The sequence below is a fragment of the Albimonas sp. genome, from assembly GCF_055129145.1.
Window position 1 is genome coordinate 1 of record NZ_JBSRTQ010000060.1, and the last position, 23,779, is coordinate 23,779.

Annotated in this window: 26 protein-coding genes and 1 tRNA gene; 14 read left to right on the top strand and 13 right to left on the bottom strand. The window is 72.2% G+C overall.

Annotated elements, in window-relative coordinates; genetic code table 11:
• The first annotated feature begins 107 nt into the window (after positions 1 to 107).
• Positions 108 to 764: a leucyl/phenylalanyl-tRNA--protein transferase gene (aat, locus tag ACTB72_RS11045; RefSeq protein ID WP_463037049.1), complete on the top strand. Its 657-nt coding sequence runs from the start codon at positions 108 to 110 to the stop codon at positions 762 to 764.
• Here aat and ACTB72_RS11050 read toward each other — a convergent pair.
• The 4 genes from ACTB72_RS11050 to ACTB72_RS11065 form a co-directional block, all read right to left on the bottom strand.
• Entirely contained in the window at positions 701 to 1,249 is a 549-nt protein-coding gene (locus ACTB72_RS11050; RefSeq protein WP_463037050.1) for a DUF2155 domain-containing protein, read from the bottom strand. The genes aat and ACTB72_RS11050 overlap by 64 nt on opposite strands.
• Positions 1,246 to 2,058, bottom strand: coding sequence for a class I SAM-dependent methyltransferase (locus ACTB72_RS11055; RefSeq protein ID WP_463037051.1), 813 nt, complete (start codon positions 2,056 to 2,058; stop codon positions 1,246 to 1,248). The genes ACTB72_RS11050 and ACTB72_RS11055 overlap by 4 nt, the downstream gene beginning before the upstream one ends.
• Entirely contained in the window at positions 2,055 to 2,513 is a 459-nt protein-coding gene (mlaD, locus tag ACTB72_RS11060) for an outer membrane lipid asymmetry maintenance protein MlaD (protein WP_463037052.1), read from the bottom strand. Before mlaD ends, ACTB72_RS11055 begins: the two co-directional genes overlap by 4 nt.
• A 364-nt stretch (positions 2,514 to 2,877) precedes the next feature.
• On the bottom strand, positions 2,878 to 3,255 hold the full coding sequence (locus tag ACTB72_RS11065) for an NADH:ubiquinone oxidoreductase subunit NDUFA12 (RefSeq protein ID WP_463037074.1): 378 nt from the start codon (positions 3,253 to 3,255) through the stop codon (positions 2,878 to 2,880).
• 259 nt (positions 3,256 to 3,514) lie between these two features.
• On the opposite strand from ACTB72_RS11065, the gene ACTB72_RS11070 reads away from it, so the two are divergent.
• Complete coding sequence (locus ACTB72_RS11070; protein WP_463037053.1) at positions 3,515 to 5,008, top strand: phosphomannomutase/phosphoglucomutase; 1,494 nt, start codon at positions 3,515 to 3,517, stop codon at positions 5,006 to 5,008.
• A complete protein-coding gene (locus tag ACTB72_RS11075) occupies positions 5,008 to 5,682 on the top strand; it encodes an SDR family oxidoreductase (protein ID WP_463037054.1) in 675 nt (224 codons plus the stop codon). Before ACTB72_RS11070 ends, ACTB72_RS11075 begins: the two co-directional genes overlap by 1 nt.
• Before the next feature lie 149 nt (positions 5,683 to 5,831).
• Here the strand turns inward: ACTB72_RS11075 and ACTB72_RS11080 are convergent, their stop codons facing one another.
• On the bottom strand, positions 5,832 to 6,464 hold the full coding sequence (locus tag ACTB72_RS11080; RefSeq protein WP_463037055.1) for a YqgE/AlgH family protein: 633 nt from the start codon (positions 6,462 to 6,464) through the stop codon (positions 5,832 to 5,834).
• Positions 6,465 to 6,684: 220 nt separating this feature from the next.
• Between ACTB72_RS11080 and ACTB72_RS11085 the strand changes: the two genes are divergently transcribed.
• The 3 genes from ACTB72_RS11085 (at position 6,685) to ACTB72_RS11095 (ending at position 9,486) form a co-directional block, all read left to right on the top strand.
• Positions 6,685 to 7,662, top strand: a complete 978-nt coding sequence (locus ACTB72_RS11085; RefSeq protein ID WP_463037056.1) for a protein-disulfide reductase DsbD domain-containing protein — start codon at positions 6,685 to 6,687, stop codon at positions 7,660 to 7,662.
• Positions 7,663 to 7,813: 151 nt separating this feature from the next.
• On the top strand, positions 7,814 to 8,257 hold the full coding sequence (locus ACTB72_RS11090) for a MaoC family dehydratase (RefSeq protein WP_463037057.1): 444 nt from the start codon (positions 7,814 to 7,816) through the stop codon (positions 8,255 to 8,257).
• A gap of 263 nt (positions 8,258 to 8,520) precedes the next feature.
• On the top strand, positions 8,521 to 9,486 hold the full coding sequence (locus ACTB72_RS11095; protein ID WP_463037058.1) for a bifunctional riboflavin kinase/FAD synthetase: 966 nt from the start codon (positions 8,521 to 8,523) through the stop codon (positions 9,484 to 9,486).
• A 73-nt stretch (positions 9,487 to 9,559) separates the two neighbouring features.
• Here ACTB72_RS11095 and ACTB72_RS11100 read toward each other — a convergent pair.
• The 3 genes from ACTB72_RS11100 to ACTB72_RS11110 form a co-directional block, all read right to left on the bottom strand.
• Positions 9,560 to 9,636: transfer RNA gene (locus tag ACTB72_RS11100), tRNA-Pro, on the bottom strand.
• A gap of 90 nt (positions 9,637 to 9,726) precedes the next feature.
• Positions 9,727 to 10,275 carry a DUF192 domain-containing protein gene (locus ACTB72_RS11105; RefSeq protein ID WP_463037059.1) on the bottom strand — a complete coding sequence of 183 codons (549 nt, stop codon included), beginning with the start codon at positions 10,273 to 10,275 and terminating at the stop codon, positions 9,727 to 9,729.
• Positions 10,272 to 10,790: a cold-shock protein gene (locus tag ACTB72_RS11110; RefSeq protein WP_463037060.1), complete on the bottom strand. Its 519-nt coding sequence runs from the start codon at positions 10,788 to 10,790 to the stop codon at positions 10,272 to 10,274. Before ACTB72_RS11110 ends, ACTB72_RS11105 begins: the two co-directional genes overlap by 4 nt.
• A 328-nt stretch (positions 10,791 to 11,118) precedes the next feature.
• Here ACTB72_RS11110 and ACTB72_RS11115 point away from each other — a divergent pair, with 328 nt between their 5' ends.
• The 3 genes from ACTB72_RS11115 (at position 11,119) to ACTB72_RS11125 (ending at position 14,103) form a co-directional block, all read left to right on the top strand.
• Positions 11,119 to 11,811: a hypothetical protein gene (locus tag ACTB72_RS11115; RefSeq protein WP_463037061.1), complete on the top strand. Its 693-nt coding sequence runs from the start codon at positions 11,119 to 11,121 to the stop codon at positions 11,809 to 11,811.
• A gap of 104 nt (positions 11,812 to 11,915) precedes the next feature.
• Positions 11,916 to 13,730 (top strand): aminopeptidase P family protein, encoded by a 1,815-nt coding sequence (locus tag ACTB72_RS11120; RefSeq protein ID WP_463037062.1) that lies wholly within the window; start codon positions 11,916 to 11,918, stop codon positions 13,728 to 13,730.
• Between the two features lie 16 nt (positions 13,731 to 13,746).
• On the top strand, positions 13,747 to 14,103 hold the full coding sequence (locus ACTB72_RS11125; protein ID WP_463037063.1) for a DUF427 domain-containing protein: 357 nt from the start codon (positions 13,747 to 13,749) through the stop codon (positions 14,101 to 14,103).
• A gap of 79 nt (positions 14,104 to 14,182) precedes the next feature.
• On the opposite strand, the gene ACTB72_RS11130 is transcribed toward ACTB72_RS11125, so the two are convergent.
• The 4 genes from ACTB72_RS11130 to ACTB72_RS11145 all read right to left on the bottom strand — a co-directional run bounded on the left by ACTB72_RS11130 (position 14,183) and on the right by ACTB72_RS11145 (position 17,847).
• Positions 14,183 to 14,989 (bottom strand): nucleotidyltransferase domain-containing protein, encoded by an 807-nt coding sequence (locus ACTB72_RS11130; RefSeq protein WP_463037064.1) that lies wholly within the window; start codon positions 14,987 to 14,989, stop codon positions 14,183 to 14,185.
• Positions 14,990 to 15,198: 209 nt separating this feature from the next.
• The gene (locus tag ACTB72_RS11135; protein WP_463037065.1) at positions 15,199 to 15,372 is read right to left on the bottom strand and encodes a DUF1328 domain-containing protein; all 174 of its coding nucleotides are present in this window, start codon (positions 15,370 to 15,372) and stop codon (positions 15,199 to 15,201) included.
• Between the two features lie 153 nt (positions 15,373 to 15,525).
• Positions 15,526 to 17,226, bottom strand: coding sequence for a chloride channel protein (locus ACTB72_RS11140; protein WP_463037066.1), 1,701 nt, complete (start codon positions 17,224 to 17,226; stop codon positions 15,526 to 15,528).
• A gap of 75 nt (positions 17,227 to 17,301) precedes the next feature.
• Positions 17,302 to 17,847, bottom strand: coding sequence for a thioesterase family protein (locus tag ACTB72_RS11145; protein ID WP_463037067.1), 546 nt, complete (start codon positions 17,845 to 17,847; stop codon positions 17,302 to 17,304).
• Positions 17,848 to 18,044: 197 nt separating this feature from the next.
• Here ACTB72_RS11145 and ACTB72_RS11150 point away from each other — a divergent pair, with 197 nt between their 5' ends.
• From ACTB72_RS11150 to ACTB72_RS11170, 5 genes are all read left to right on the top strand, one after another.
• The gene (locus ACTB72_RS11150) at positions 18,045 to 18,515 is read left to right on the top strand and encodes a hypothetical protein (RefSeq protein ID WP_463037068.1); all 471 of its coding nucleotides are present in this window, start codon (positions 18,045 to 18,047) and stop codon (positions 18,513 to 18,515) included.
• Between the two features lie 72 nt (positions 18,516 to 18,587).
• Positions 18,588 to 19,979: a PepSY-associated TM helix domain-containing protein gene (locus ACTB72_RS11155; RefSeq protein WP_463037069.1), complete on the top strand. Its 1,392-nt coding sequence runs from the start codon at positions 18,588 to 18,590 to the stop codon at positions 19,977 to 19,979.
• A 145-nt stretch (positions 19,980 to 20,124) separates the two neighbouring features.
• Positions 20,125 to 21,498: an FAD-binding oxidoreductase gene (locus ACTB72_RS11160; RefSeq protein ID WP_463037070.1), complete on the top strand. Its 1,374-nt coding sequence runs from the start codon at positions 20,125 to 20,127 to the stop codon at positions 21,496 to 21,498.
• Positions 21,498 to 21,965, top strand: coding sequence for an SgcJ/EcaC family oxidoreductase (locus ACTB72_RS11165; protein WP_463037071.1), 468 nt, complete (start codon positions 21,498 to 21,500; stop codon positions 21,963 to 21,965). The genes ACTB72_RS11160 and ACTB72_RS11165 overlap by 1 nt, the downstream gene beginning before the upstream one ends.
• A gap of 63 nt (positions 21,966 to 22,028) precedes the next feature.
• A complete protein-coding gene (locus ACTB72_RS11170; protein WP_463037072.1) occupies positions 22,029 to 22,463 on the top strand; it encodes a DUF1330 domain-containing protein in 435 nt (144 codons plus the stop codon).
• A gap of 181 nt (positions 22,464 to 22,644) precedes the next feature.
• On the opposite strand, the gene ACTB72_RS11175 is transcribed toward ACTB72_RS11170, so the two are convergent.
• Positions 22,645 to 23,779: DNA repair protein RecN (locus tag ACTB72_RS11175; protein ID WP_463037073.1), on the bottom strand; the 1,135-nt coding region annotated here is incomplete at its 5' end.

Here is a 23,779-nt window from a genome sequence, read left to right on the forward strand (position 1 = left end):
CCGCCGCCGCGACGCCGGTCGCGCGGCCCGGCCGCCCGCCCGCGGTCCCCTTCGCCATTGCGCCGACGCCGCCCGGCCCCCTAGACTGGCCCAAACGGGAGCCCCCCATGAGCGAACCGGTCGAACCGCTGCGCATCACGCCGACGCTGCTCTTGCGGGCCTACGCCGCCGGCGTGTTCCCCATGGCCCAGAGCGCCGACGCCGACGATATCTTCTGGGTCGATCCCAAGCGCCGCGGGATCCTGCCCCTCGACGGCCTGCACGTGCCGCGATCCCTCGCCCGCACGCTGCGCCGCGGCGGGTTCGAGGTCGCCATCGACCGCGATTTCTCAGCCGTGCTCGACGGCTGCGCCGGGCGCGAGGAGACCTGGATCAATCCCGAGATCCGCGAGCTCTACGGCACGCTCCATCGCCTCGGCTACGCGCATTCGGTCGAGGTGCGGATGGACGGCGCGCTGGTCGGCGGCCTCTACGGCGTGCAGCTCGGCGCCGCGTTCTTCGGGGAGAGCATGTTTTCGCGCCGCACCGACGCCTCGAAGATCGCGCTGGTGCATCTGGTGGCGCGCCTGCGCGCCGGCGGCTTCAGCCTGCTCGACACCCAGTTCGTCACCCAGCATCTCAGGAAGCTCGGCGCGACCGAGGTCGACCGCGACGTCTACCATGCGATGCTGCAGACGGCGCTGAAGACCCCGGCCGACTTCTATTCCTTGCCCGACGCGCCCGACGCGGCGCGGGTGCTGCAGCTTTCCACCCAGACGTCGTAGCGGGCGTGGTCCAGCGCCGACAGCGCCGGGGACGCCGCGAACATCCAGCCCTCGAACCGCGGCGCGTCCTCGCGCAGGTCGCGGATCGCGAGATAGGCCACCGCGTCGCCGCGATCGTCGCCCACCGGGACCCGGCAGGCCTTCAGCGCCAGCTCCAGCCGGGCCTCGACCAGGGTCTCGCCGGCGTCCATCTCCAGCGTCTCCACCTGGCCGGTCATCTTGTCGAGCATCCGAAGGCGGGCGTGGGAAGCCTCGACCATGTCCTGACGCGGCAGGGTCGGCGGCTCGTATTCGCGCAGCCGGCCCTCGGCATCGCGGGGGACCTCGCGGAAATTCTCGCTCAGCGCGCCGCGCCGGGGCGCGTCGGAACCGAGCCCGTCGCCCGAGGCCTGGGCCAGCGCCAGCGCCGGGACCGCCGACAGCAGCGCCAGCGACGCGCAGAGCAGGCGGCGCAGGCCGGGCACGGTGCGCGGATGACGGATCATGACGACGCCTCCCGGGATGCCCCGCCGCCCGCCAGCCGCGCCCGGAAGCGCAGCCGCACGTAGTCCGCGGTCCAGTTTCCGCCGGCGTCGCAGAGCGCCGGGCGGGCGAGCGCCGCCACTCGGGCGCGGGCGGCTTCGCGCCTTGCCTCGGGCAGTTTGGCGAGCGCAGGGGCGGCCAGGGTGGCCAGCCATGCCTCCATCCCCGCCGCGACCGGGGTCGGGCGGGGGATCAGCTCGATCCGCTCCACCACGAAGCCCGCCGCCTCCAGCAACCCGGTCTGCTCGGCCGGCGAAGGAAAGAACCAGATGTCGTGCAGGGTGGTCTCGACGCCCTCGTCCGCCAGCACCGCGATCAGCGCGGTGCGGATCGCGGCGACGTTGCCCATGCCGCCCTGCTCGGCCACGAAGCGTCCGCCCGGGCGCAGGGCGCGGGCGACGCCGGCGAGCACGGCGGCCGGGTCGGTCATCCAGTGCAGGGCGGCGTTGGAGAAGACCGCGTCGAATTCGGCCGCGAAGGGCAGCGCCGCGCCGTCGCCCAGCCGGGCGTCCAGACCCCGCGCCCGCGCCGCCGCCGCCATGTCGGGCGAGGCGTCGAGCCCCACCACCTCGGCCCCCGCGGCGACCAGCGCCTCGGTCAGCGCGCCGTCGCCGCAGCCGAGATCGAGAATCCGCTCGCCCGGCGCCGCATCCAGAAGCGCCACCACCGGCGCGCCCAGATCCGACACGAATCGCGCGGCGGCCGCGTAGTCCGACGCGGACCAATGGTCGGGACGGACGTCCTCGACCGGCTCGGCGGGAGGGCGGCTCACTGGCTGGTCGACCCGGCCGAGGAGATGGCCCGCCCGACCAGGTCCATGAGATCCACCGACCCCTGCGTGAACATGATCTCCTCGCCGGGCGCGAGCATGATGTCCGACGCGCCGGGGGTGACCGAGACGTAGTTGCCGCCGAGCAGCCCCTCGGCCGCGATGGCCGCGTCGCTGTCGTCGGGCAGCTTGATCGCATCGTCGATGGCGAGGGTGACCTGCGCCCGGTAGGTCTTGGGGTCGAGCGTCAAGCCCGACACCGCCCCGACCTTGACGCCGGCGATGCGCACATCGGTGCCCACCGACACGCCGACCGCCTTGCGGAAGCCGGCCGTGATCTCGTAGCGGGAGCCGCCGGGGCCCGAAATGTCGGCCGTCTGCGCCGCATAGGCGATGAAGCCCGCCGCGGCCGCCAGGACCGCCGCGCCGATGAGGGTTTCGGCTGCGCTGCTCGCCATGCTTCGTCCTTCAGTCCGCGCGGAACGGGATCCGCGCCCTCGTCGTGATCGCGGCGCTGGGCCGCGTTCTGCTCATGTCGTCGGGCCGCGCCGCCTGGATCCAACGCGGCATGCGGCCGGTTCAGTCGCCGCGCGGTGCGGGTGATCGAACCGCGCGGCCCGCGAACCGGAGTCGCCGCCGAGCCTCCCGCGCGCACCCCATGCAATCTTTCGACCGTCTGTCCGGGCGACGGGGCGATCGTCCGAGCATGGTCGGCGACGCGCGCCTTGTCACCTCACCTTGCAGCGACGCAAGGGCGCGAACACGGCGAGGTCGGGGCGTCGCGAGGGCGGGCCGGGGGCGCTTTCGCCCGCCGGGGTCGCCTCACTCCGGCGCCCAGGCCTCGTAGTCGCCCGAGACCCGCGGCCGCGACGCGGGGCTCAGCACCGAGCCTGGCGGGTGATAGGCGGCGGCGGTGCCGGTCATGTTGGGGATATGCGGCTTCTCCCAGGCCTGACGCTTCAGCGGCGCCTCGGTCGGGGGCAGATCATAGGTGAAATGCAGCCAGCCATGCCAGTCGGCGTTGACCGACGAGGCTTCGGTCTCGCCCTTGTAAAGCACCCAGCGGCGCTTGCCGTCATGGGTGCGCCAGTAGGTGTTGCCCATCTCGTCCTCGCCCACCTTCGTCTGCCTGGAGACGAAGAAGCGCGTCAGGAGGGGAGCGCCGTTCCACCAGGTGAAGATGCTCTTGAGCGTATCGATCATCGCGGCCTCGGCATGATTGTCGGCGGTCTTTTAGCATGGAATGCGCCCGCGTCCATCAACAGCGCCGCGGCGCAGCGACGCCCACGGCGACGGAGGTTCCGCCTCTTCCCCGGCGCGGGGCGCGCGCCCCCTGTCGCCGCGGCTCTCAGGCGCAGTTCGCATCCGGCCTCGCCATCGCCCCATCCGTGCGCCATAAATCGGCCCCGAGCCCAGACCAGACCCCAAGTCCCCACGGACCGCACCGGAGCCCATGACGATGACCAAGCCGCTTCCCGCCGTCGCCCCCAACACCTGGGACGAGCTGCGCGAGCCGATGATCACGCCCACCGGATTCCGCGAATACGACGCCCGCTGGCGGTTCCCCGACGACATCAACCTGCCCGGCATCACCGCGCTGGGCATGGGCATCGGCGCCCAGATGATCGAGTCGGGCGTGGCCCCGCGCATCGCGGTCGGCAACGACTACCGATCCTATTCGCTGTCGATCAAGAACGCGCTCTCCATCGGCCTGATGCAGGCGGGGATCGAAGTGCTCGACATCGGCCCCTGCATCACCCCGATGGCCTATTTCGCCCAGTTCCACCTGGACTGCGCGGTCGCCATGGTCACCGCCTCGCACAATCCCAACGGCTGGACCGGCGTGAAGATGGGTTTTCACAGGCCCCTGACGCATGGGCCCGATGAGATGGCCCGCCTCAAGACCATCGTGATGGACGGACTCGCCAAGCCCGCGCCCGGCGGCTCCATCACCCGCGTCGACGGCGTCTTCGACGCCTATATCGACGACCTCTGCGGCGACTTCGAAATGACCCGCAAGCTGCGCGTGGTCTGCGCCACCGGCAACGGCACCGCCTCGGCTTACGCCACCAAGGTGCTGGAGCGGATCGGGGTCGAGGTCGTGCCGCTGCACACCGATCTCGACTACACCTTCCCCCATTACAACCCGAACCCCGAGGCCATGGAGATGCTCCATGACATGGCCGCGAAGGTGAAGGAATCGGGCGCCGACCTCGCGCTCGGCTTCGACGGCGACGGGGATCGCTGCGGCGTGGTCGATGACGAGTGCGACGAGATCTTCGCCGACAAGGTCGGGGTGATCATGGCCCGCGACCTGGCCCCGATGTATCCGGGCGCGACCTTCGTGGCGGATGTGAAGTCCACCGGTCTTTTCGCCTCGGACCCCGAGCTGCAGAAATACGGCATCAAGGCCGACTACTGGAAGACCGGCCATTCCCACATGAAGCGTCGCGTCGCCGAGATCGGCGCGCTGGCCGGCTTCGAAAAGTCCGGCCACTACTTCCTGGCCGAGCCGATCGGGCGCGGCTACGACGACGGGATGCGCGTGGCGGTGGAGATGTGCAAGGTCCTCGACCGCAATCCCACCAAGTCGATGTCCGATCTCAAGCACGCCCTGCCCAAGACCTGGTCGACGCCGACCATGTCGCCGTTCTGCCCGGACGGGGAGAAGTATCAGGTGCTGGAGCGGCTGCAGAAGAAGCTGGTGGAGCTGGCCGAATCCGGCGGCAAGCTCGCCGGCCGCGCGATCAAGGAGGTCATCACCGTCAACGGCGCCCGCCTGATGCTCGACAACGGCGCCTGGGGCTTGGTGCGCGCTTCGTCGAACACGCCCAACCTGGTGGTGGTCTGCGAGAGCCCCGAGTCCGAGGCCGAGATGCGGGCGATCTTCGCCGACCTCGACGCGGTGATCCGGACCGAGCCCTCGGTCGGCGACTACGACCAGAAGATCTGATGGCGACGGTCCTCATCGCGGGCGCAGGCCGAGGGATCGGCCTGCAGATGGCCCTCCAGGCGGCGGCCCGGGGCGACCGGGTCGTGGCCTGCCTGCGCGACCCGGCCGCCGCGCCGGCGGAACTCACGGCCTGCGCGCAGGTCGAGTCGCTCGACGTCGCCGACCCCGCCTCCTGCGCCGCGCTGGCGGAGCGTCTGGCCGGCCAGCCCCTCGACCTCATCGTCTGCAACGCCGGGATCTATCTTGGCCGCGGCAAGCTCGGCGACCCGGTGTTCCCGCCCGAGGCCTGGGCGCAGAGCTTCGCGGTCAACGTCATGGGCGTCTTCCAGGTGATCGAGGCGCTGGTTCCCCTTCTCCGCCGCCCGGGCGGCCGGATCGGGGTGGTCTCCTCCCAGATGGGCTCTTCCGAGCGGGCCAAGGGGGGCGGCTACATCTACCGCGCCTCCAAAGCCGCCGCGACCAACCTCGCGCGCAACCTCGCCACCGATCTGGCGCCCGAGGGCATCGCCGTCGGCGCCTACCACCCGGGTTGGGTGCGCACCGACATGGGCGGATCTTCCGCCGACATCTCCCCCGAGGAAAGCGCCGCGGGCCTGCTCGCCCGCTTCGACGCGCTGGGACCGGAGACGACCGGCGCGTTCGAGATGTATGACGGGACCAAGATGCCGTTCTGAACGGGTGCGAACGGTCCGGGCGCGTGGGGGTCTTCGCGGCCGGGCAAGGCGGGCTCGCGCCCGCCCTACGCGCCACGGCGCCGTCGCCGTCGCCGTCGCCGTAGGGCGGGCGCGAGCCCGCCGCTCCCCGCATCAAGCCCTGGCGCGCCTCAGGCGGTTCCGCCCTGCGAGGACAGAAGCGACGGATCCACGCCGATCTTGCGCATCGCGCTCGCCCATTTCCCCTCGTCCTCGTCGCCGAACACCAGCTCCGCGTCCGACGGGCAGGTCAGCCAGCCGTTGGCCTGCAGCTCCGCCTCCAGCTGCCCCGGCGCCCAGCCCGCATAACCCAGCGCCAGCACCGCCTGACGCGGCCCGCGCCCGGCCGAGATGTCGCGCAGGATGTCCACCGTCGCGGTCAGCGCCAGCCCCCGCGGCAGGGGCTTGGTGGCGCCCGGCGCCTCCCAGTCGTCGGAATGCAGCACGAAGCCCCGCGCCCGCTCCACCGGTCCGCCGAAATGCACACGCACGTCGCCCGTCTGTTCGCCGGGGCTCACCCCCACCTGCCGCAGCAGGTCCGAGAAACTCAGCCCGGTGGCGCGCTTGTTCACGATCAGCCCCATCGCCCCCTCGTCGCCATGGGCGCAGAGGAAGATCACCGACTGGGCGAACCGCGGATCGCCCATGCCCGGCATCGCCACCAGCAGCTCGCCCTCCAGCGGCCCGGGTTCGGCCAGGGCCGGTGCGTCGGGGGCCGGCGGATCGAACGGCGCGCCTGCGGGAGGGTCTGAATTGGGCATCATGGAACGGATGATGGACCTCCCCCAGCGCCCGTTCAACGGGATATCGTGAAAAACAACCGTTCGACCGGCGATCTCGGAGCCCGCCCGCTCGACGGAGGAACCAGGGCTCCGCCGTTTTCGTCCCCGGATCGCCAAGGCCGTCCTGCAGCGGGCCCGTCCCACGCCCGGTTCGCCGGAACGTGACTTCGGCCCGCGCCCGGGGCGCGCTAAGGGAGTGGGCATGATCGCAGCCAAGCCCTCTTCCGCCCCGCCGCCGGCCGATTCCGTCGGTCGCGCGTGCGGTCGCCCCGGCCCCGGCGAGGCCGGCCTGCGCCGACGCGCCGCGCTCGGCCTCGCCGCCCTGCTGACCGCGAGCGTCGCCACCCCGGCGCCGGCAGGCGGCGGGCTGCTGGCGACCTGGCGCGTCGCCCCGGCCGCCCCCGCGCCCGTCGCGGCGCAGGCCGAAGGCCAGCGGTCGCGCACCGCCCTGCTCGCCGGCTGGCCCACGCCCGAAGGCGCCCGCGTCGCCGGTCTCAGCATCGCGCTCGACCCCGGCTGGAAGACCTACTGGCGCGTGCCCGGCGACGCCGGCATCCCCCCCGACTTCGACTGGACCGGGTCGCGGAACGTCGCCGCGCTCGCCGTGCGCTGGCCCCGCCCCCATGCTTTCGAAAGCTTCGGAATGCTCACGTTGGGCTACAAGGGCGGCGTGGTGCTGCCGCTGGAGGTGACGCCGGTCGACCCCGCGCAGTCGGTCACCCTGCGCCTCAGCTTCGCTTATGGCGTCTGCTCCGACATCTGCATGCCGGAGATGGTCGAGATGGTCCTCGACCTGCCCCGCGCGATCCGCGCCGACGGGGAACCGATCCGCGCGGCGCTGGCCGATCTGCCTCGCCCGGCGGCGGCGGTGGGCGCAGCCCTCACCGATTGCGGCCTCAGCGTCACCGGCCCGCTGATCGGGGCGGAAGGCGGGGCCCGCGTCGACCGCAGGCTGGAAGCCGACCTGCATCTCGAAGGCCCGCTCTCCGAGCATGCGGTGGCGGTGGTGGAGGGGGACGAGCCCGGGCTATTCGCCCCCGCCAGCCTCGCGCCCATGCCGGGCGGGCTGCGGCTCGCCGCCCGAATCTCGCCCGGCGCCGGGACCTGGATCGACCGCGACGCGATCACCGTGACCCTGATCGAACCCGACCGCGCCACCGTATTCCAGGGCTGCCGCTGAACGCGCCACGCGAACGACGCAACAAAATTACGACCCGATGCCGTCGAATCGCACTATCTTGCGCAAGATAGTTGCGCGTTAACGCAGCTCGCGCTATGTGCATGTGCAGCACGCGGGGCCGAATCCGGCCCCCGCAGGACCGGAGCGCGACATGTTGGACAACCTCCCCCGCGGCACGATCTGCATCGAGGACATCGAGATCGGCATGTCCCGCTACCTGCTCAAGACCATCACGGACCGCGATATCGAGCTGTTCGCCGAGGTCTCGACCGACCGCAATCCTGTGCATCTCGACGACGCCTACGCCCAGGACACCATCTTCGGCGGACGCATCGCCCACGGGATGCTGACCGCCGGCCTGATCTCCGCCGTGATCGGCGAGCAGCTGCCCGGCCACGGCACGGTCTACATGGGCCAGACCATGAAATTCCTCGCGCCCGTCCGCCCCGGCGACACGGTGGAGGCCCGTGTCACGGTGCGCGAGATCGAGCACGCCAAGCGCCGCGTCACCCTCGATTGCATCTGCAGCGTCTCAGGCAAGCCGGTCCTGAAAGGCGAGGCGCTGGTCCTCGCCCCCTCCGCCAAGTTCGACTGACGCGGGGGCCCTGCGCCCCTCCGCCCGCGGCCCCGTCCCGCGAAAAGGCCCGCCGGCGCCCCCGGCGGGCCTTTCGATTCAGCCCCCCGCGCCGCTTCGCGCAGGGTCGGACGCAGGGGCGCCCTTGATTGCGCCGGCCCCGTGGGCGATAGGGTCGGGACAACGGGCGGGGCCTGCGCCCTTCGCCCTCCGCCAAGTTCGAACATGGCCCGCGACCCCGCCCCGGCGGCGCGTCCGTCCGGGCCGGAAAAACCGGGGAGACGATGCGGATCATCCAGTCCGTGGCCGAGGTCCGGCCCGAGGACCGCGGCGCCTCCGCCGCCATGGGGAATTTCGACGGCGTGCATCGCGGCCACCGCTCGGTCATCGATCTCGCGCGGGCGCATGGCGCGTCGCGGGGCGCGCCGCTCGGCGTGGTGACGTTCGAACCGCATCCCCGCCAGGTCTTCGCCCCCGACGCCCCGCCCTTCCGCCTGATGAACGCGGCCTCGCGCGCGCATCGGCTGGAGCGGATCGGGGTCGACCTGCTGTTCCCGCTGCCTTTCGACAAGGCGCTGGCGTCGCTGGAAGCGGAGGTTTTCGCCCGCGACGTGCTCGCCCGCGGCCTCGGCCTGACCCATGTGGTGGTCGGCGAGGATTTCCGCTTCGGCAAGGCCCGCGGCGGCGACGTCGACGCGCTCGCCCGCTTCGGCGCGCAATACGGCTTCGACGTCACCGCCGCCCCGATGCTGGCCGGCGAGACGGCCGACGGGGACCGCGCCCGCGTCTCGTCCACCGCCATCCGCGAAGCGCTGGCCGCGGGGCACCCGCAGACCGCCGCCGAGATGCTGGGCCACTGGCACCGCATCGACGGGGTGGTGGCGCATGGCGAGAAGCGGGGCCGCGACCTCGGCTTCCCCACCGCCAATCTCGAACTCGAGGGGCTGCTGCTGCCGAAATTCGGCATCTACGCTGTGGAAGTCCAGGTGCTGACCGGGCCCCATGCCGGGACCTATGGCGGGGCGGCGAGCCTCGGCGTGCGGCCGACCTTCGGGACCTACGCGCCGAACCTCGAAACCTACATCTTCGACTTCTGCGGCGATCTTTACGGGGCCGAGATCTCGGTCGGCCTGATCAGCTACCTGCGCAACGAGCTGAAATTCGACGGGATCGCGCCGTTGATCGCCCAGATGGACGCAGACTGCGCGCTCGCCCGGACCCGGCTGGCCGAAAAGCGCGATCCGGTCTGATCCCGGGCCGGCGCGTGGGGTTCGGGGCCGCGTGGGTTCGGGGGCGTCGAAGCGGATTTGGGGGAGCGGAGGCTGGTCGGGGCGGCGAGATTCGAACTCGCGGCCTCCGGTTCCCAAAACCGGCGCGCTACCAGACTACGCTACGCCCCGACGCGCCCCGGATAGCCGAGCCCGGGCCGGCGCACAAGAGCGTGGGCGCAGGCCTGAGGCGAAGCGCGCAGGCTTCGTCAGCGCCAGCCTTCAGCAGGGCCAGTCGGCGTCCGATCCGAAGCCCGGATGACGCGCCACGGCGCCCATGCCGATGCCGTAACGCGCGGCCAGTCCGCCGTTGATCTCCAGCACCGCGCGCGCGTCCCCGTCCGAGGGCAGATGATCCTCGGAATAGGGCGTGGCCTCGGCGATGACGTTCAGCACGCGGCCGGCCGCATCCAGAAACACGAGATCCAGCGGCAGCGGCGTGTTACGCATCCAGAACACCACCGGCTGCGGCGGATCGAACAGGAAGAGCATGCCGTGCGATTGCGCCATCTCCTCGCGGAACATCAGGCCGCGGGCCCGCTCCTCGGGCTCGTCGGCGATCTCCACGACGAAACGCGCGGCCCCGTCGGGACCGCGCAAATCGATCTGGTCGTCGCGGCAGGGGCCGCCCTGCGCCTGCGCCTGCGCCGCGACGCCGAGGGCCCCCGCGGCGAGCAGAGCCGCGGCGAGCAGCCGGATCCGGGACGCCCGCCCCGGGCGCTCCGATCCGACCATGCCCGTTCCGAGGTTGTCGGATCCTGCGCCGGTCACGTGCGCACGACCTCCTCCCATCGGCAGATCTCGCCGGCCATGGCGCCGCGAGGCCCCGCGACCAGCCGCACGCAGAGCGCTTCGCCCGGCTGCAGATCCTGGAAGCCGTGGCGGCGCAGGGTCTCCATATGGACGAAAACGTCGGCCGGATCCCCGAACACGTTGAGGAACCCGAAGCCTTTCTGCTTGTTGAACCACTTGACGCGAGCCGCGAGGAACTCCCCCTCCGGCTCGGCCTCGGCCGCGATCTCGGTGGGACGGGCTTCCTTGGCTTCGGGGCTTTCCTCGACCTCCTCCGCCTCGGCCACCCCGACCACTTCGGTCGCCTGCAGGCCGCGGTCGCCTCGGACCACGGTGAGCGAAACGTTCGCGCCTTCTTCCAGATGCGTCAATCCCGCCGCGCGAACGCACGCGGCATGGACCATGACGTCCGGGCCGCCCTCGACCGGAACGACGAAGCCGTAGCCCTTTTCGGCGTCATACCACTTGACCTTGCCGGTCACGAACCGGGACACCTTGATGACTTCCCCAGTCAAATACCTAACCCCAGACTCTGAACGTGCTTTACCCGTCGGTTGGATATACGTCATTCATATGACGTGCCGCAACAAAATGCGCATTTGCGCGCGCACGACGCTTCCCCCTGACCTAGATGGCTCGAAAATGCTGAAACGTCCACCTTTTCCGCTCGGGCTCGTCGCGACGGCGTTGACGCTGGCCGCCTGCACATCCGTTCAGAATCAGCCGGATTCGGCGGGACTTGCGGCGCGTTCGTTCATCTATGCACCAAGCTCGACCGCCGACCCGAGCCTGCGGACCGCCTCGGAGGACGGCGCGGCCGACGTGGCGCGCATCGCAGGGCGCATCGCGGAGGAACCGCATCCGACCTCCGGCGGCCGTCTGCGGCGGGTGGAAGGCGCCGCGGTCCCGCTGATTCATGATTCGCCCGAGGGCCGGGCCCTGAGCCTGTTTCCCGGCCCCGTGGCGCTCGCCGAGGGCGACCCGGCCGACCATTGCCCGGCCCGCGCCGCCGCCGCCGGGCCCGACCTCGTCACCGCGGCCGAGGGGGCGCTGCATTTCTGCCTGCTCGAACTTTCGGCCCTCGATCCGCCGGCCGCGCCGGATTGCGGCTGCCGGCTGCTCGCCGCCGGCGACCGGCTCTTCGCCCCGCCCTCCGCTTTCCGCTACGCGCCCGGGGTCTCGGCCCGGCTGGTGTCGCGCCAGGCGGGCATCGACCTCGCCATGGTCGCGGTGGAATCGCCCGACGGCCCCGACGACCGCCGCCTGCTGCTGCGCCCCACCCCCGGCGGCGCGCTGGCCGAGGCGCGGATCGCCGACGACGGCGTCGCCACCCTGACGCTGGACGGCGAGACCTGGACCGGCCGCGCCTTCGCCGAGGGCTTCGACCGCGGGCGGCGGCGCGAGCGCCTCTATCTCACCCGCGACGACGGCGCCCGCATGGCCCTGATCGTGGGCTGGGAGCCGGTGGCCTACGCGATGGAGCGCAAGCGCCTGCTCGCCTGGCCTGCCACCTGACCCCGCCCCACACCCAACGCCCCACTCCTGAACGCCGCGGCCGCGCCTCTTTAACCCTGCCGCCTTTGGGCCTAGCTTCGCTCCTGACCGACACCGGAGGCCGCATGTTCCAAAGCTTCGAGACCCAGGGCGACCGCGCCGCCGGACCCGCCCGCCTGGCCGCGCTGCGCGCCGAGATGGTGCGCGCCGGCGCCGACGGGTTCCTGATCCCCCGCGGCGACGCCCATATGGGCGAGACCGTCGCGCCGCGCGACCAGCGCCTGACCTGGCTGACCGGGTTCACCGGCTCGGCCGGGCTCGGCATCGCGCTGATCGACCGGGCCGCGGTCTGCGTCGACGGGCGCTACACGCTGCAGGTCCGCGACCAAGTCGACGGCGAAGCCTTCGACTATGTGCAGATCGAGACCCAGCGCCCCGAGGACTGGCTGAAGGCCACGCTGCGCCCCGGCCAGAAGCTCGCCTACGACCCGTGGCTGCACGGCCATGACGGGCTGGAATCGCTGCGCAAGGCCGCGGCCGCGGCGGGGGCCGAACTGATCGCCTCCGAAAACCTCGTCGACCGGATCTGGGCCGACCAGCCCGCCCCCCCGATGGGCGCCGTGGCGGTCCATCCCGAGGCGCTGGCCGGCGAAAGCTCCAGCGCCAAGCGCGCCCGGCTGGGGCGCGGGCTGGAGGAGGCCGGGCTCGACGCCGCCGTGATCACCCTGCCCGATTCCATCGCCTGGTTGCTCAATATCCGCGGCGCCGACGTGGCGCGCATGCCCGCGCCCCACGCCTTCGCCCTGCTGCGCCCGTCCGGCGAGGCCACCCTCTTCATCGCCGCCGCCAAGCTCTCGGACGAGGTGCGCACCCATCTCGGCAACCAGATCTCCATCGCCCCGCCCGAGGCGCTGGGGCCGGCGCTCGATGCGCTGGCGGGGGCGCATGTGCTGGTCGACAAGACCTCCGCCCCGGTCTGGGTCTCCCAGCGGCTGGAGGACGCGGGCGTCACGCTGGAGCGCGGCCAGGATCCCTGCATCCTGCCCAAGGCCCGCAAGACCGAGGCCGAGCTGAACGGCGCCCGCGAAGCCCATCGCCGCGACGGCGCGGCGCTCGCCCGCTTCCTGCGCTGGCTGGAGCTGACCGCGCCCGAAGGCGATCTGACCGAGATCGACGTGGTGCAGGCGCTGGAGGGGTTCCGGCGCGAAACCGGCCTGCTGAAGGATATTTCCTTCGACACCATCTGCGGGGCGGGGCCGGACGGGGCCATCGTGCATTACCGGGTGACCAAGGCCACCGACCGGCGGGTCGCGCCCGGCGACCTGGTGCTGGTGGATTCGGGCGCCCAGTATCAGGACGGCACCACCGACGTGACCCGGACGCTCGCCACCGGCCCGGTCCCCGAGGGGGCCGCCCGCGCCTTCACCCTGGTCCTGCGCGGCATGATCGACATCGCGCGCGCCCGCTGGCCCAAGGGGCTCGCCGGCCGGGATCTGGATGCGCTGGCCCGCGCCGCTTTATGGCGCGCGGGCCTCGACTACGACCACGGCACCGGCCACGGGGTGGGGGCCTATCTCGGCGTCCACGAAGGCCCCGCCGCGCTGTCGCGCCGGTCCGCCGTGCCGCTGGAGCCGGGCATGATCCTCTCCGACGAGCCCGGCTATTACCGCGAGGGCCATTACGGGATCCGCATCGAGAACCTGCTGATCGTCACGCCCCCCGCCATCCCCGAAGGCGGCGACCGCGAGATGCTGGGCTTCGAGACGCTGACCCTCGCCCCCATCGACCGCCGCCTGATCGAGCCCGCCCTGCTGGAGCCCGCGCAGCGCGCCTGGCTCGACGCCTATCACGCCCGGGTCGCGGCCGAGATCGCGCCCCTCCTCGCAGACCCCGCCGAGCGCGCCTGGCTGACCGCCGCCTGCGCCCCGCTCGCCGGCTGAGCCCGAAAGGCCTGACATGACCGACCCCGCTTCCGGCGCCGTCCACATCGTCCCCGCCCCCGGCATCCGCGTGGTCCGCGCCTGGGGCGCGGTGATCGCCGAGACCGCCCGCGCCCAGCGCGCCACCCTGCCCGGCGCCGAGACGCCGCAGGTGTGGTTCCCGCGCGACGATGCGGGCCTCACCTTCCTCGACGCGACCCAGACCACGGAGAACCGCCCCGGCCTGGGCCTGGTGCGGCTCTACGACATCATGGCGATGCAGGGCGCGATCCGCGGCGCCGCCTGGTCGCTGGAGACCCCGGAGCCGGGGGCCGAGGCGCTGGCAGACCATTTCGCCTTCGACGAGGAGCGGGTGACGGTCGAGCAGTTGTGAGGCCCGCTGGAGATCGACGCGACAGGGCGCCTTTCGCAGGGGCGGCCTCGACACGCGGCCCCGACGCCCGCGGCGGCGTCTAGTCCGGATCGTAGGGTCGAGCGACGCCCAGGGTCTCGCCCAGCCGAGCCCAGGTCGCCGCCTCGAACGCTTCCGGCCAGTCCACCCCGAGGGCGCGCGCGCGCCGCCGCGCACGAGGCAGATACGCCTGCGCATAGGCGAGATGCGCGGAGATCATCGCCTCACGTTCCGGAACGGCCGGCGGCAGCGCGGTGATCAGCGCCTTCTGTCCGTCGGTGATCAGCCGGTTCAGGTGCAGGATGCCGCCGCGATGCGGTGCGCCGGTTTCGTCGATCAGCAATTCCACCAGATAATTGCGCAGATGAAACACCCCCAGCACGCCGTTGATGTATTCCTGCCGGCCGGCCGCAAGGTGAAGCAGCCCGACGATCCTGATGAAGTCTTCGACCTGGCGTTTGAATTTCGACAGGTTCGGCGGGGCTTCGGGCATGACTTCGGGCAAACTGTCGTAGAGGCCATCGTGGTCGAACAAGGGCTTGAGCTTGTCCCGGGAATAGGCGCCCAGCTGGCCGGGCTTCAGGAGAAGCGCGTCGGTCCGGGTCCAGTCCGCGGTGATGGCGTTGATCAGCACCGGGATCGGGGTCCGGTCCCACCACAGGACGATGTCGCCGGTCTGGCTGACGGCGTTGCGCCAGATCTCCGCAAGCTGGTCCGTGGGACCGTCTTCACTGATCAGAATGAAATCGATGTCGCTGTAGGCGTCGGCCAGACCGTTTCCGAAACTTCCGCTGAGAAACAGCGCCCGAACGCTCGGCTCGCCGCTCAGCGCCTGGCTGATCGCGTCGATGACTTCGCTGTGGGTCATGACATCCGTCCGTATCGCGGCTGGGTCGGCTCGACTATGGGCGGCGTCGTCGCGCGGGTCAAATCGGCCGCCGGTCCGCCGGGCGGCGGCGACGACCTGGCGGCGGATCGGCGAGCCCCCCGAAACGCCGCGCGCCGCCGACCCTCTCGGGCCGACGGCGTCGGGGGAACTGCCATCGCTTTGCGCGCGGACGATCGGCGCGCGGTCGGTCAGACCGGCGGGCGGCCGCGGACGGCGCGGGCGATCAGGGCGATCAGGAACAGCGCCACGAAGACGAAGAACAGGATCTTGGCGATGCCGGCCGACGCGGCGGCGATGCCGCCGAAGCCCAGAACGCCGGCGATGATGGCAACGACCAGAAAAGTAAGAGCCCAACCCAGCATGTCGTATTCCTTTCGGTTTCGGTTCAGCGCGGTGGTCTCAACCGCTTCTGCTATCGAAACCTAAAATGCGCTGTGACCGCTTTGCGGCGAAGATGCGGAACATCGTGACCATCGCTCGATCATTTCAAGACGGGCCGGAGGGCGGCGGGCCGCTCAGGAATGCTCTTCATGGTGGGTCTCGATCAGGGCCCGGTTGAAGGCCTTCAGCGCGTCGACGTGAAAGAGCGCGCCGATCAGCTCTGGCTTGCCATCCGCCCCGGTCTCCACCACCGGGATCATGGTCAGGGCCGAAGAGGCCTCGAACATCGGCAAGGCGCGCTCCAGCGTGTCGCCGCGATCCAGCCGCGCCCCCTGCTCCACCAGCGCCCAGCAGGCGGTGTCGGACGCGCCGTCGTCCGCCCCGCGCGGGCGCAGCAGGTCGCGCACCGGGATGGTGCCGGGGATCCAGCTTTGCGGGCCGCCCGCGATCCGCACGTTGCGCCTGGCGAGCAGCGTCAGGAAGAAGCTCTTGTCCACGCAGCGCGACGAGACCACCGTCGCGGTCGACACCGAGGCGAGGATCGCCACCCCCGCCTGCCAGTCGCCGGTCAGCTCGAACACGATCATCGCGGTCGAGAGCGGCGCGCCGAGCACCGCCGCGGCGAAGGCCCCCATCCCGGCGAGCGCATAGAGCGACTCCGACCCCGAGACCGACGGGAAGACGTTCACCGCCACATGCCCGAAGGCGAGCCCGGTCATCGCGCCCAGCATCAGCGAGGGCGAGAACACCCCGCCCCCCATGCGTCCCGCCAGCGTGATGGCGAAGGCCATCGCCTTGATCACCGCGAACAGCACCGCGTCGCCGAATTCCAGGTCGCCCTGCAGGACGCGGCTCGTGGTCTCGTAGCCGACCCCGATGATGTGGGGGAACTGCAGCGCGATCAGCCCCAGGATCAGCCCCGACACGCCCGGGCGCAGCCAGCCCGGCATATGGGTGCGGGTCTGCACCTTGTCCCCGAAGCTCTCCGCCGCGAACACCGCCTTCATCACCAGCACCGCCGCCAGCCCGCACACGAGGCCGAGGATCAGGAAGGCCGGCAGCTCCTGGTAGAAGGCGAGGGAGTGGTCGGGCAAGCGGAACTCGGCGACATTGCCCATCTGCAGGCGCGAGATCACCGTGCCGGCGATGGCCGCGATCACGATGGGGGCGAAGGCGTGCAGCGCGAAATGGCGCAGCACCACCTCCATGGCGAAAAGCGCGCCGGCGATGGGGGCGTTGAAGCTCGCCGCCACCGCCGCGGCCACCGCGCAGCCCAGCAGGTCGCGCGCGGTGACCGGGGCCGCGTGGATGCGGTCCGACACCCAGGTGGAGATCAGCGAGGCGAGATGCACCACCGGCCCCTCGCGCCCGGTCGAGCCCCCCGTCGACAGCGTGATCATCGAGGCGACGGCCGAGGCGATGCCGGACCGGATCGGCACCCGCCCGTTGCGGAGCGCCGCGGCCTCGATCACCTGCGCGACCGACCCCGCCCGCCCGTCCGGCGTGAAAAAGTGCAGGATCACCCCCACCGCCAGCCCGCCCAGGATCGGCACGCCCACGATCACCAGCGGGTCGAGCCCGGTCAGCACGGTATGCAGCCGGTGGTCGTCCACCCCGTAGATCAGCGTCTGAATCGAGGAGATGGCGAGGCGGAAGCCGAGCGCCGCCGCCCCTCCGCCGATGCCGACCAGCAGCGCGATCAGCCAGAACTGCGCCTGCGAGGGCCCGTCCCGCCGCACCGCCCGCCAGCCCCGCGCCGCGTGGCCGCGCGCGAGGCCCAGCGTCAGGTCATGCCATCCACGCAGCCGCGTGGCGATCGAGGGCCGCTCGGCCATGGTCGGGAGCGTCTCCGCTAGGGGACCGGGGCTTGCGCCCCGGGGGGGAGGATCGGGGCTCGCGCCCCCCCGGTCTCAGCCTTTGCGGCGGATGCCGATGGCGGCGCCGGCGCGGTCCGGCCGGGGCAGGCCCGCCTGCGACTCGCCCAGCGCCCGGATCCGGGCCTGCGCCCATTCGGGATAGGCGACCGACTTGCGCGCGTCGAGGTCGACGTTGATCGACAGCGACTCGGAGATCGCGCAGAGCGACCCGTCCTTGTCCTTGAGCATCTCGCCGTAGAAATGCAGGCGCTTGGCGTCCCAGTCGAGCAGGCGATAGGCGCAGTGGAAGGCCTCGCCCTCCAGAAGCTCGCCGATGTAGTGCAGGGTCTGCTGGAGGATCATCGGGCCCATGCGGTCGCGCTTGGCGAAGGTCTCGCCGACGCCGAGGATCGGGCCGAAGATGTGTTCGGAGCTGACGTCGAAAGCCCTTGTGTAATAGGCGACGTTCATGTGGCCGTTATAGTCGATCCACTCGGGCGGCACGATCATCGTCGGGGTCAGGATCGGGGCGGCGTCGAAATCGGGGATCGGATCGCCGGGTCCGGGCGCGGTCTCGGCCGAGGGGTAGTTGACGGACATGGACGGGTCTCCTCCGGCGGGCCGCGCGGGCCAGGAGAGGCGTCGGCGGCGTGGCGTTTCTTGGCGGCGCGGTCCCGGTCGGGGGCCGCGTCGCGACGAGGTCCCAACATGACCCGGCGGAGGCGGGCTTGAAAAGGCGCGATGACGGGCGCGGGGTCGCATTGCCCGTCGCAGCCGCCCGACCGATGGTCGCCGACATGGTCCGTTCACGCCCTCCCTCGCCCGTTTCGCGCCGTCCGCTCCGGGCGGGCGCACGGCCGCGGTCGGGCCGGGGCCGGGGCCCTGGCGCGGTCTTCGCCGCGCTCGCAGCCCTGGTCCTGTCGCTGCGGGTGGTGGGCGCGGCGCTGGCGCTGGTCCCGGAGATCGGGGCGGGCGCCCAGGCCGGGCTGATCCCGATCTGCACCGGCACGGAGATCGTGTGGATCTCGCTGGCCGAGGCCGGCCCGGATTTCGAAGGCGCCCCCAGCTTTCCCGCCGGAGACGACGGCCACGCCCCCGACCCCTGCCCCTGGTTCGGGCTGGTCGCGGCGATGGCCGCCCCCGCCGCGCCCGAAGCGCCGCCGCGCCCCACCGTCTCCCACGCGCCGCCGCCCGCGGCCTCCCGCGCGGCGGCGCCTGCGCCCGCCGCCGCCTTCTTCCGGTCCCGCGCGCCGCCCGTCCCGGCCTGACGCGACCCCACCCCCCCTCTTTCACGGCCCACGCCCGCATCACGCGGCGCTGAGCCTGCGCATGGACGCTTCATGACCGACCTTCCCGTTTCCGCCCCGGCCGCGCGCCGGCGCACGGGCGACTCCGCCCTCTACCGCGCCGTCTGGCGCTGGCACTTTTACGCGGGCCTCCTGGTCCTGCCCTTCATGGCGCTGCTCGCCGTCACCGGCGCGATCTATCTGTTCAAGGACGAGATCAACGCCGCGCTGCATGCCGACCTGATGCAGGTGACGGCCGAGGCCGGGACGCCGCTCCCCCCCTCCGCCCTCGCCGAGGCCGCGCTCACGGCCTATCCGGGCACGCTGCGCGGCTACCGCGCCCCGTCCGCCCCCGACCGCTCGGCCGAAGTGCGGATCCGCGACGCGGCCGGCGAAAAACTCAACGTCTACGTGAATCCCTGGACGGGGCGGGTGCTGGGCGAGGCCTGGGACTCGGGCGCCCCGGGATCGACCGCCATGTGGGTGGTCCGAAAGCTGCACTCGCTCGATTACGTCGGCTGGTGGGGCAACCGGATGATCGAGGCCGTGGCCGGCTGGGCCATCCTCCTCACCCTCACCGGGGCCTATCTCTGGTGGCCGCGCGGCCGCGGCGTCGGGGTGCTGTTCCCGCGCCGGGGCGCGACCGGCCGGCCGTTCTGGCGCGACCTGCACGCCACCACCGGGCTCTGGGCCGGGCTGATCCTCGCCTTCCTCGCGCTCAGCGGCCTGCCGTGGTCGGGGTTCTGGGGCAAGCAGTTCTACGCCATCTCCTACGACCTCGGGCTCGGGATGCCCGACGGCTACTGGTCCGGCTACCCCAGCTCCGGCGTCCCGACCGGCGAGGCGCTCGACCGCGCGCCCTGGATCATGGAGCGGACCCCGATGCCCGTCTCCTCCCTCCCCGCCTCCGCCCCCGCGGCCGAGCGGGCGCCGGCGTCGCTGACCGGGATCGTGGCGCAGGTCGAGCGGCTCGGCGTCGCGCCTGGCTGGCAGCTCGACGCGCCCGGCGACGCGACGGGGGTGTGGACCGTCTCGGTCTATCCCGACGACATCGCGCAGGAGCGGGTGGTGCATTTCGACCAGTATACCGGCTCGGTGCTTTACGATGTCGGCTTCGCCGGCCTCGGGCCGCTGGGACGGGCCGCGGAATGGGGCGTCTCGGTGCATATGGGCCAGCGCTACGGGCTCGTGAACCAGCTGCTGTTGCTGGCGGTCTGCCTCGGCATCCTCGTGATGTGCGTGGCCGCGGCGACCATGTGGTGGAAACGTCGCCCCGCAGGCGGTCTCGGCGCCCCCCGCCCGCCCCGCGACTGGCGCGCGCCCCGCGCGGTGCTCGTCATCGGGCTGGTCTGCTGCGCGCTCTTCCCGCTGACCGGCCTGTCGCTGCTGGCGGTGCTCGCCATCGACCTCGTTCTGCCGTCCGGCCTGCGGGCGCGGGTCGCCTGATCAACCGGGGCGCGCGGCGACGCGCGCCCCGCCTGTCCCCCCCGCGCGCCTTTGCCCGCTGAACTTTCGCGCGCCGCGCCCATGCGCGCCAAAGCTTCCCCCCGGCCGCCCGCAGGACTAGGCTCCCCGCACGGGAGGACGCAAAATGACCATCGAGACCGCCATCGCCGCGCTGCGCGACCGCTTCGGCGACCGCCTGAGCACCGCGCAGATCATCCGCGAACATCACGGCCATGACGAGAGCTGGCACCCCGACGCCCTCCCCGACGCCGTGATCTTCCCCGAGACCACCGAGGAGGTCTCCGAGATCGTGAAGATCTGCGCGGCGGAGCGTTGCCCGATCACCCCCTGGGGCGTCGGCACCTCGCTGGAGGGGCACGCGCTGGCGGTGAAGGGCGGGATCAGCCTCGACCTCGCCCGCATGAACCGGGTGCTGGAGGTCCATGCCGAGGATATGGACGCCGTGGTCCAGCCCGGCATCACCCGCGAGGATCTCAACGCCTACCTGCGCGACACCGGCCTCTTCTTCTCGGTCGACCCCGGCGCCAACGCCACCCTCGGCGGCATGGCCGCCACCCGCGCGTCCGGCACCAACGCGGTGCGCTACGGCACGATGCGCGAGAACGTCATGGCGCTGGAAGCCGTCCTCCCCGACGGCCGCATCATCCGCGCAGGCTCGCGCGCCCGCAAATCCTCCACCGGCTACGACCTCAAGGGGCTGCTGGTCGGCTCCGAAGGCACGCTCGGCATCATCACCGAGCTGACCGTCCGCCTCTGGGGCCAGCCCGAGGCGGTGTCGGCGGCCACCTGCGCCTTCGAAAGCACCGAGGGTGCGGTCAACGCCGTGATCCAGACCATCCAGATGGGCATTCCGGTGGCGCGGATCGAGTTCCTCGACCGCCGCTCGATCAACGCGGTGAACGAATGGGGCAAGCTCGGCCTGCCCGACCAGCCGCATCTGTTCCTGGAATTTCACGGCTCGACCGCCGGCGTCGCCGAACAGGCCGAGACCTTCGGCGAGATCGCCGCGGACCATGGCGGCCTCGGCTTCAAATGGACCTCGAACGCGGAGGAGCGGGCGAACCTGTGGAAAGCCCGCCACAACTTCTTCTACGCCATCCGCGCGCAGCGCCCCGGCATGACCGGGATCTCGACCGACGTCTGCGTGCCGATCTCGCGCCTCGCCGAGATGCTGCTGGGCGCGCGCGCCGATCTCGACGCCGCAGGCCTCGACGGCGCGATCATCGGCCATGTCGGCGACGGCAATTTCCATGCGGGCCTCACCTTCGATCCGGCGAAGCCGGAGGAGTTGAAGGCGCTGAAGAAACTCGCCGGGGCGTGGTGCGAGCGGGCCATCGCGCTCGGCGGCACCATGTCGGGCGAACATGGCATCGGCGCGGGCAAGACGCCGTGGATGCGGCAGGAACATGGGGCGGCGCTCGACCTGATGATCGAGATCAAGCGGATGATGGACCCGCACGGCATCTTCAATCCGGGCAAGATGCTGGACGTGAACTGATGGCGCCCGCACCGGAACCGGAGGCCGAGGCCGCCCGCCTCGCCCGCGCCTTCCTCGCGCTGTGGTCCGCCCATGACGCGCCCTCCCTCGCCGCGCTTTTCGCCGAAGACGCGGATTTCGTGAATGTCGCGGGGCTCTGGTGGCATGGCGCGGGGCGGATCGGGCGCACCCATGGCGTGGCGTTCCAGACCTACTTCGCCCAAGCCGTGCTGACCGAGGAACGGCTGGAGACGCGGCCGCTCGGCCCCTTCGCCGCCATCGCGCGGATCCGGGCGCGGATGGACGGCCAGATCGGCCCCGATGGCGCCCCCGCAGGCCCGCGACGCACCCTGCTGATGCTGGTCTGCGAGGCCCGGCCCGAGGGCTGGCGCATCGTCGCCGCCCAGAACACCGACATCGCCCCGGGGGCCGAGACCCAGGTGGCCGACCCCGCCACCGGCGCCCTCGCCCCCGCCCGCTACGCCTGACCGCCCCCGACCATCAAACGGACCGGGGCGGCGCAGACCCCGGCCGCCTCAGGAGGAAACCCCATGTCCGAAGCCTATCTCGACCCCACCCGCGCCGCGTTCGACGCCTTCAAAGCCCTGCCCCGCGACGAGCCGGTCGAAATGCTCAACCTCGTCCGCTTCCGCGACCACGCCGAATACGAGGCGGGCCACGCGCTGGCGGGCAAGGGCCTCACCGGCGCCGAGGCCTATGCGAATTACGGTCGCGACAGCGGCCCGGTGTTTCAGAAGGTGGGGGGAAAGATCATCTGGCGCGGGCTGATGCATTGCGTTCTGATCGGGCCGGAGGATGAGCATTGGGACGAGGTCTTCGTCGCCCGCTATCCCCGCGCCGCCGATTTCCTCGCGATGATCACCGACCCGGTCTACCGCGAGGCGGTGAAGCACCGGCAGGCCGCCGTCGCCACGTCGCGCCTGATCCGCTGCGGCGAGGCCCCCGCCGGCGACCTCTTCGGCTGACGGCCCAGCCGGGCGGCGGTCCCGCCCGGCGCCCGGTCCGCAATCCGGGCGCCAGGCCGTCCCGATCCGCTCAGCGGATCTCCGCGCGGTCTCGCGCGGTCCGAGGGCGCAGCCCTCGGCGGACGGCCGCCCGCGACGCAGTCCGCGCCGCCGCCCCCCGCGATGTCCCCGAAACAAGGCCTCAGCCGGCCAGCAGCGCCCGCGCGGCGTCGCGCGCCGCCTCCGTCACCGTCTCGCCCGCCAGCATCCGCGCGATCTCGTCCTCGCGCGCCGCGGGCCCCAGCACCGCCACTTCGGTGCGGGTCGAGGCCGCGTCCATCCGCTTCTCGATGCGGAAATGCCGGTCCGCGCGCGCCGCGACCTGCGGCGAGTGGGTCACGACCAGCACCTGCGCGCCCTCGGCCAAGGCCGACAGCCGCGCCCCCACCGCCGCCGCCGTGGCGCCGCCGACGCCCCGGTCGATCTCGTCGAAAATCATCGAACGCACGCCCTCGGACCCGCCCGACAGACACACCTTCAGCGCCAGCAGCACCCGGCTCAGCTCCCCGCCCGACGCGACTTTCCCGAGCGGCCCGGCCGGCGCGCCCGGATTGGCCGCGATGCGGAATTCCACCCGGTCCATCCCGTCCGGCCCCGGCGTCCCGTCGGCCACCTCGGTCGAAAACACCGCCCGGTCGAGCTTCAGCGGCGCCAGTTCGCCGGTCACCGCGGCATCCAGACGCCCCGCCGCCGCCATCCGGGCCGAGCGCAGCGCCAGCGCCAGCGCCCGCCATTCGCCCTGGGCCGTGTCCGCCGCCGCGCGCAGCTCGCCCAGCCGCGCCTCGCCGCCGTCCAGCGCCTCGAGCCGCGCCGCGAAATCGGCGGCCAGCGCCGGCAGCGCCTCCGGGTCCACCCGATGTTTCCGCGCCAGACCGCGCAGCGCGAAGAGCCGCTCCTCCACCCGTTCCAGCCGCATCGGGTCGATGTCGAGCGCATCAAGCGCCGCCTCGATCCCCGCCTGCGCCTCGCCGAGCTCGGTCAGCGCGCGCCCCAGCGCCGCCAGCGGCGCCTCCAGCCGGCCCTCGGCCGCGCCTGCGGCGTCGTCGAGCCAGCGGGCGGCGTCGGCCATCCGACCCTCCGCGCCCTCGTCGGGCCCCAGCGCCTGACCGGCGCGCACCACATCCTCGCGGATCCGCTCCGCCGCCTTCATCAGCCGTCGCTCGGCATCGAGGCTCGCGTCCTCGCCCGGCTGCGGGTCCAGCGCCGACAGCTCCCCCGCCGCGTGGCGCAGGAAGTCGGCGTCGCGCTCCGCCTCCGCCGCCGCGGCGCGCGCCGCC

Coding starts and splice junctions, on each gene's coding strand:
- aat (WP_463037049.1), top strand. CDS start 108: ATGAGCGAACCGGTCGAACCGCTGCGCATCACGCCGACGCTGCTCTTG.
- ACTB72_RS11050 (WP_463037050.1), bottom strand. CDS start 1,249: ATGATCCGTCATCCGCGCACCGTGCCCGGCCTGCGCCGCCTGCTCTGC.
- mlaD (WP_463037052.1), bottom strand. CDS start 2,513: ATGGCGAGCAGCGCAGCCGAAACCCTCATCGGCGCGGCGGTCCTGGCG.
- ACTB72_RS11070 (WP_463037053.1), top strand. CDS start 3,515: ATGACCAAGCCGCTTCCCGCCGTCGCCCCCAACACCTGGGACGAGCTG.
- ACTB72_RS11075 (WP_463037054.1), top strand. CDS start 5,008: ATGGCGACGGTCCTCATCGCGGGCGCAGGCCGAGGGATCGGCCTGCAG.
- ACTB72_RS11080 (WP_463037055.1), bottom strand. CDS start 6,464: ATGATGCCCAATTCAGACCCTCCCGCAGGCGCGCCGTTCGATCCGCCG.
- ACTB72_RS11085 (WP_463037056.1), top strand. CDS start 6,685: ATGATCGCAGCCAAGCCCTCTTCCGCCCCGCCGCCGGCCGATTCCGTC.
- ACTB72_RS11090 (WP_463037057.1), top strand. CDS start 7,814: ATGTTGGACAACCTCCCCCGCGGCACGATCTGCATCGAGGACATCGAG.
- ACTB72_RS11095 (WP_463037058.1), top strand. CDS start 8,521: ATGCGGATCATCCAGTCCGTGGCCGAGGTCCGGCCCGAGGACCGCGGC.
- ACTB72_RS11120 (WP_463037062.1), top strand. CDS start 11,916: ATGTTCCAAAGCTTCGAGACCCAGGGCGACCGCGCCGCCGGACCCGCC.
- ACTB72_RS11125 (WP_463037063.1), top strand. CDS start 13,747: ATGACCGACCCCGCTTCCGGCGCCGTCCACATCGTCCCCGCCCCCGGC.
- ACTB72_RS11130 (WP_463037064.1), bottom strand. CDS start 14,989: ATGACCCACAGCGAAGTCATCGACGCGATCAGCCAGGCGCTGAGCGGC.
- ACTB72_RS11135 (WP_463037065.1), bottom strand. CDS start 15,372: ATGCTGGGTTGGGCTCTTACTTTTCTGGTCGTTGCCATCATCGCCGGC.
- ACTB72_RS11140 (WP_463037066.1), bottom strand. CDS start 17,226: ATGGCCGAGCGGCCCTCGATCGCCACGCGGCTGCGTGGATGGCATGAC.
- ACTB72_RS11145 (WP_463037067.1), bottom strand. CDS start 17,847: ATGTCCGTCAACTACCCCTCGGCCGAGACCGCGCCCGGACCCGGCGAT.
- ACTB72_RS11150 (WP_463037068.1), top strand. CDS start 18,045: ATGGTCCGTTCACGCCCTCCCTCGCCCGTTTCGCGCCGTCCGCTCCGG.
- ACTB72_RS11155 (WP_463037069.1), top strand. CDS start 18,588: ATGACCGACCTTCCCGTTTCCGCCCCGGCCGCGCGCCGGCGCACGGGC.
- ACTB72_RS11160 (WP_463037070.1), top strand. CDS start 20,125: ATGACCATCGAGACCGCCATCGCCGCGCTGCGCGACCGCTTCGGCGAC.
- ACTB72_RS11165 (WP_463037071.1), top strand. CDS start 21,498: ATGGCGCCCGCACCGGAACCGGAGGCCGAGGCCGCCCGCCTCGCCCGC.
- ACTB72_RS11170 (WP_463037072.1), top strand. CDS start 22,029: ATGTCCGAAGCCTATCTCGACCCCACCCGCGCCGCGTTCGACGCCTTC.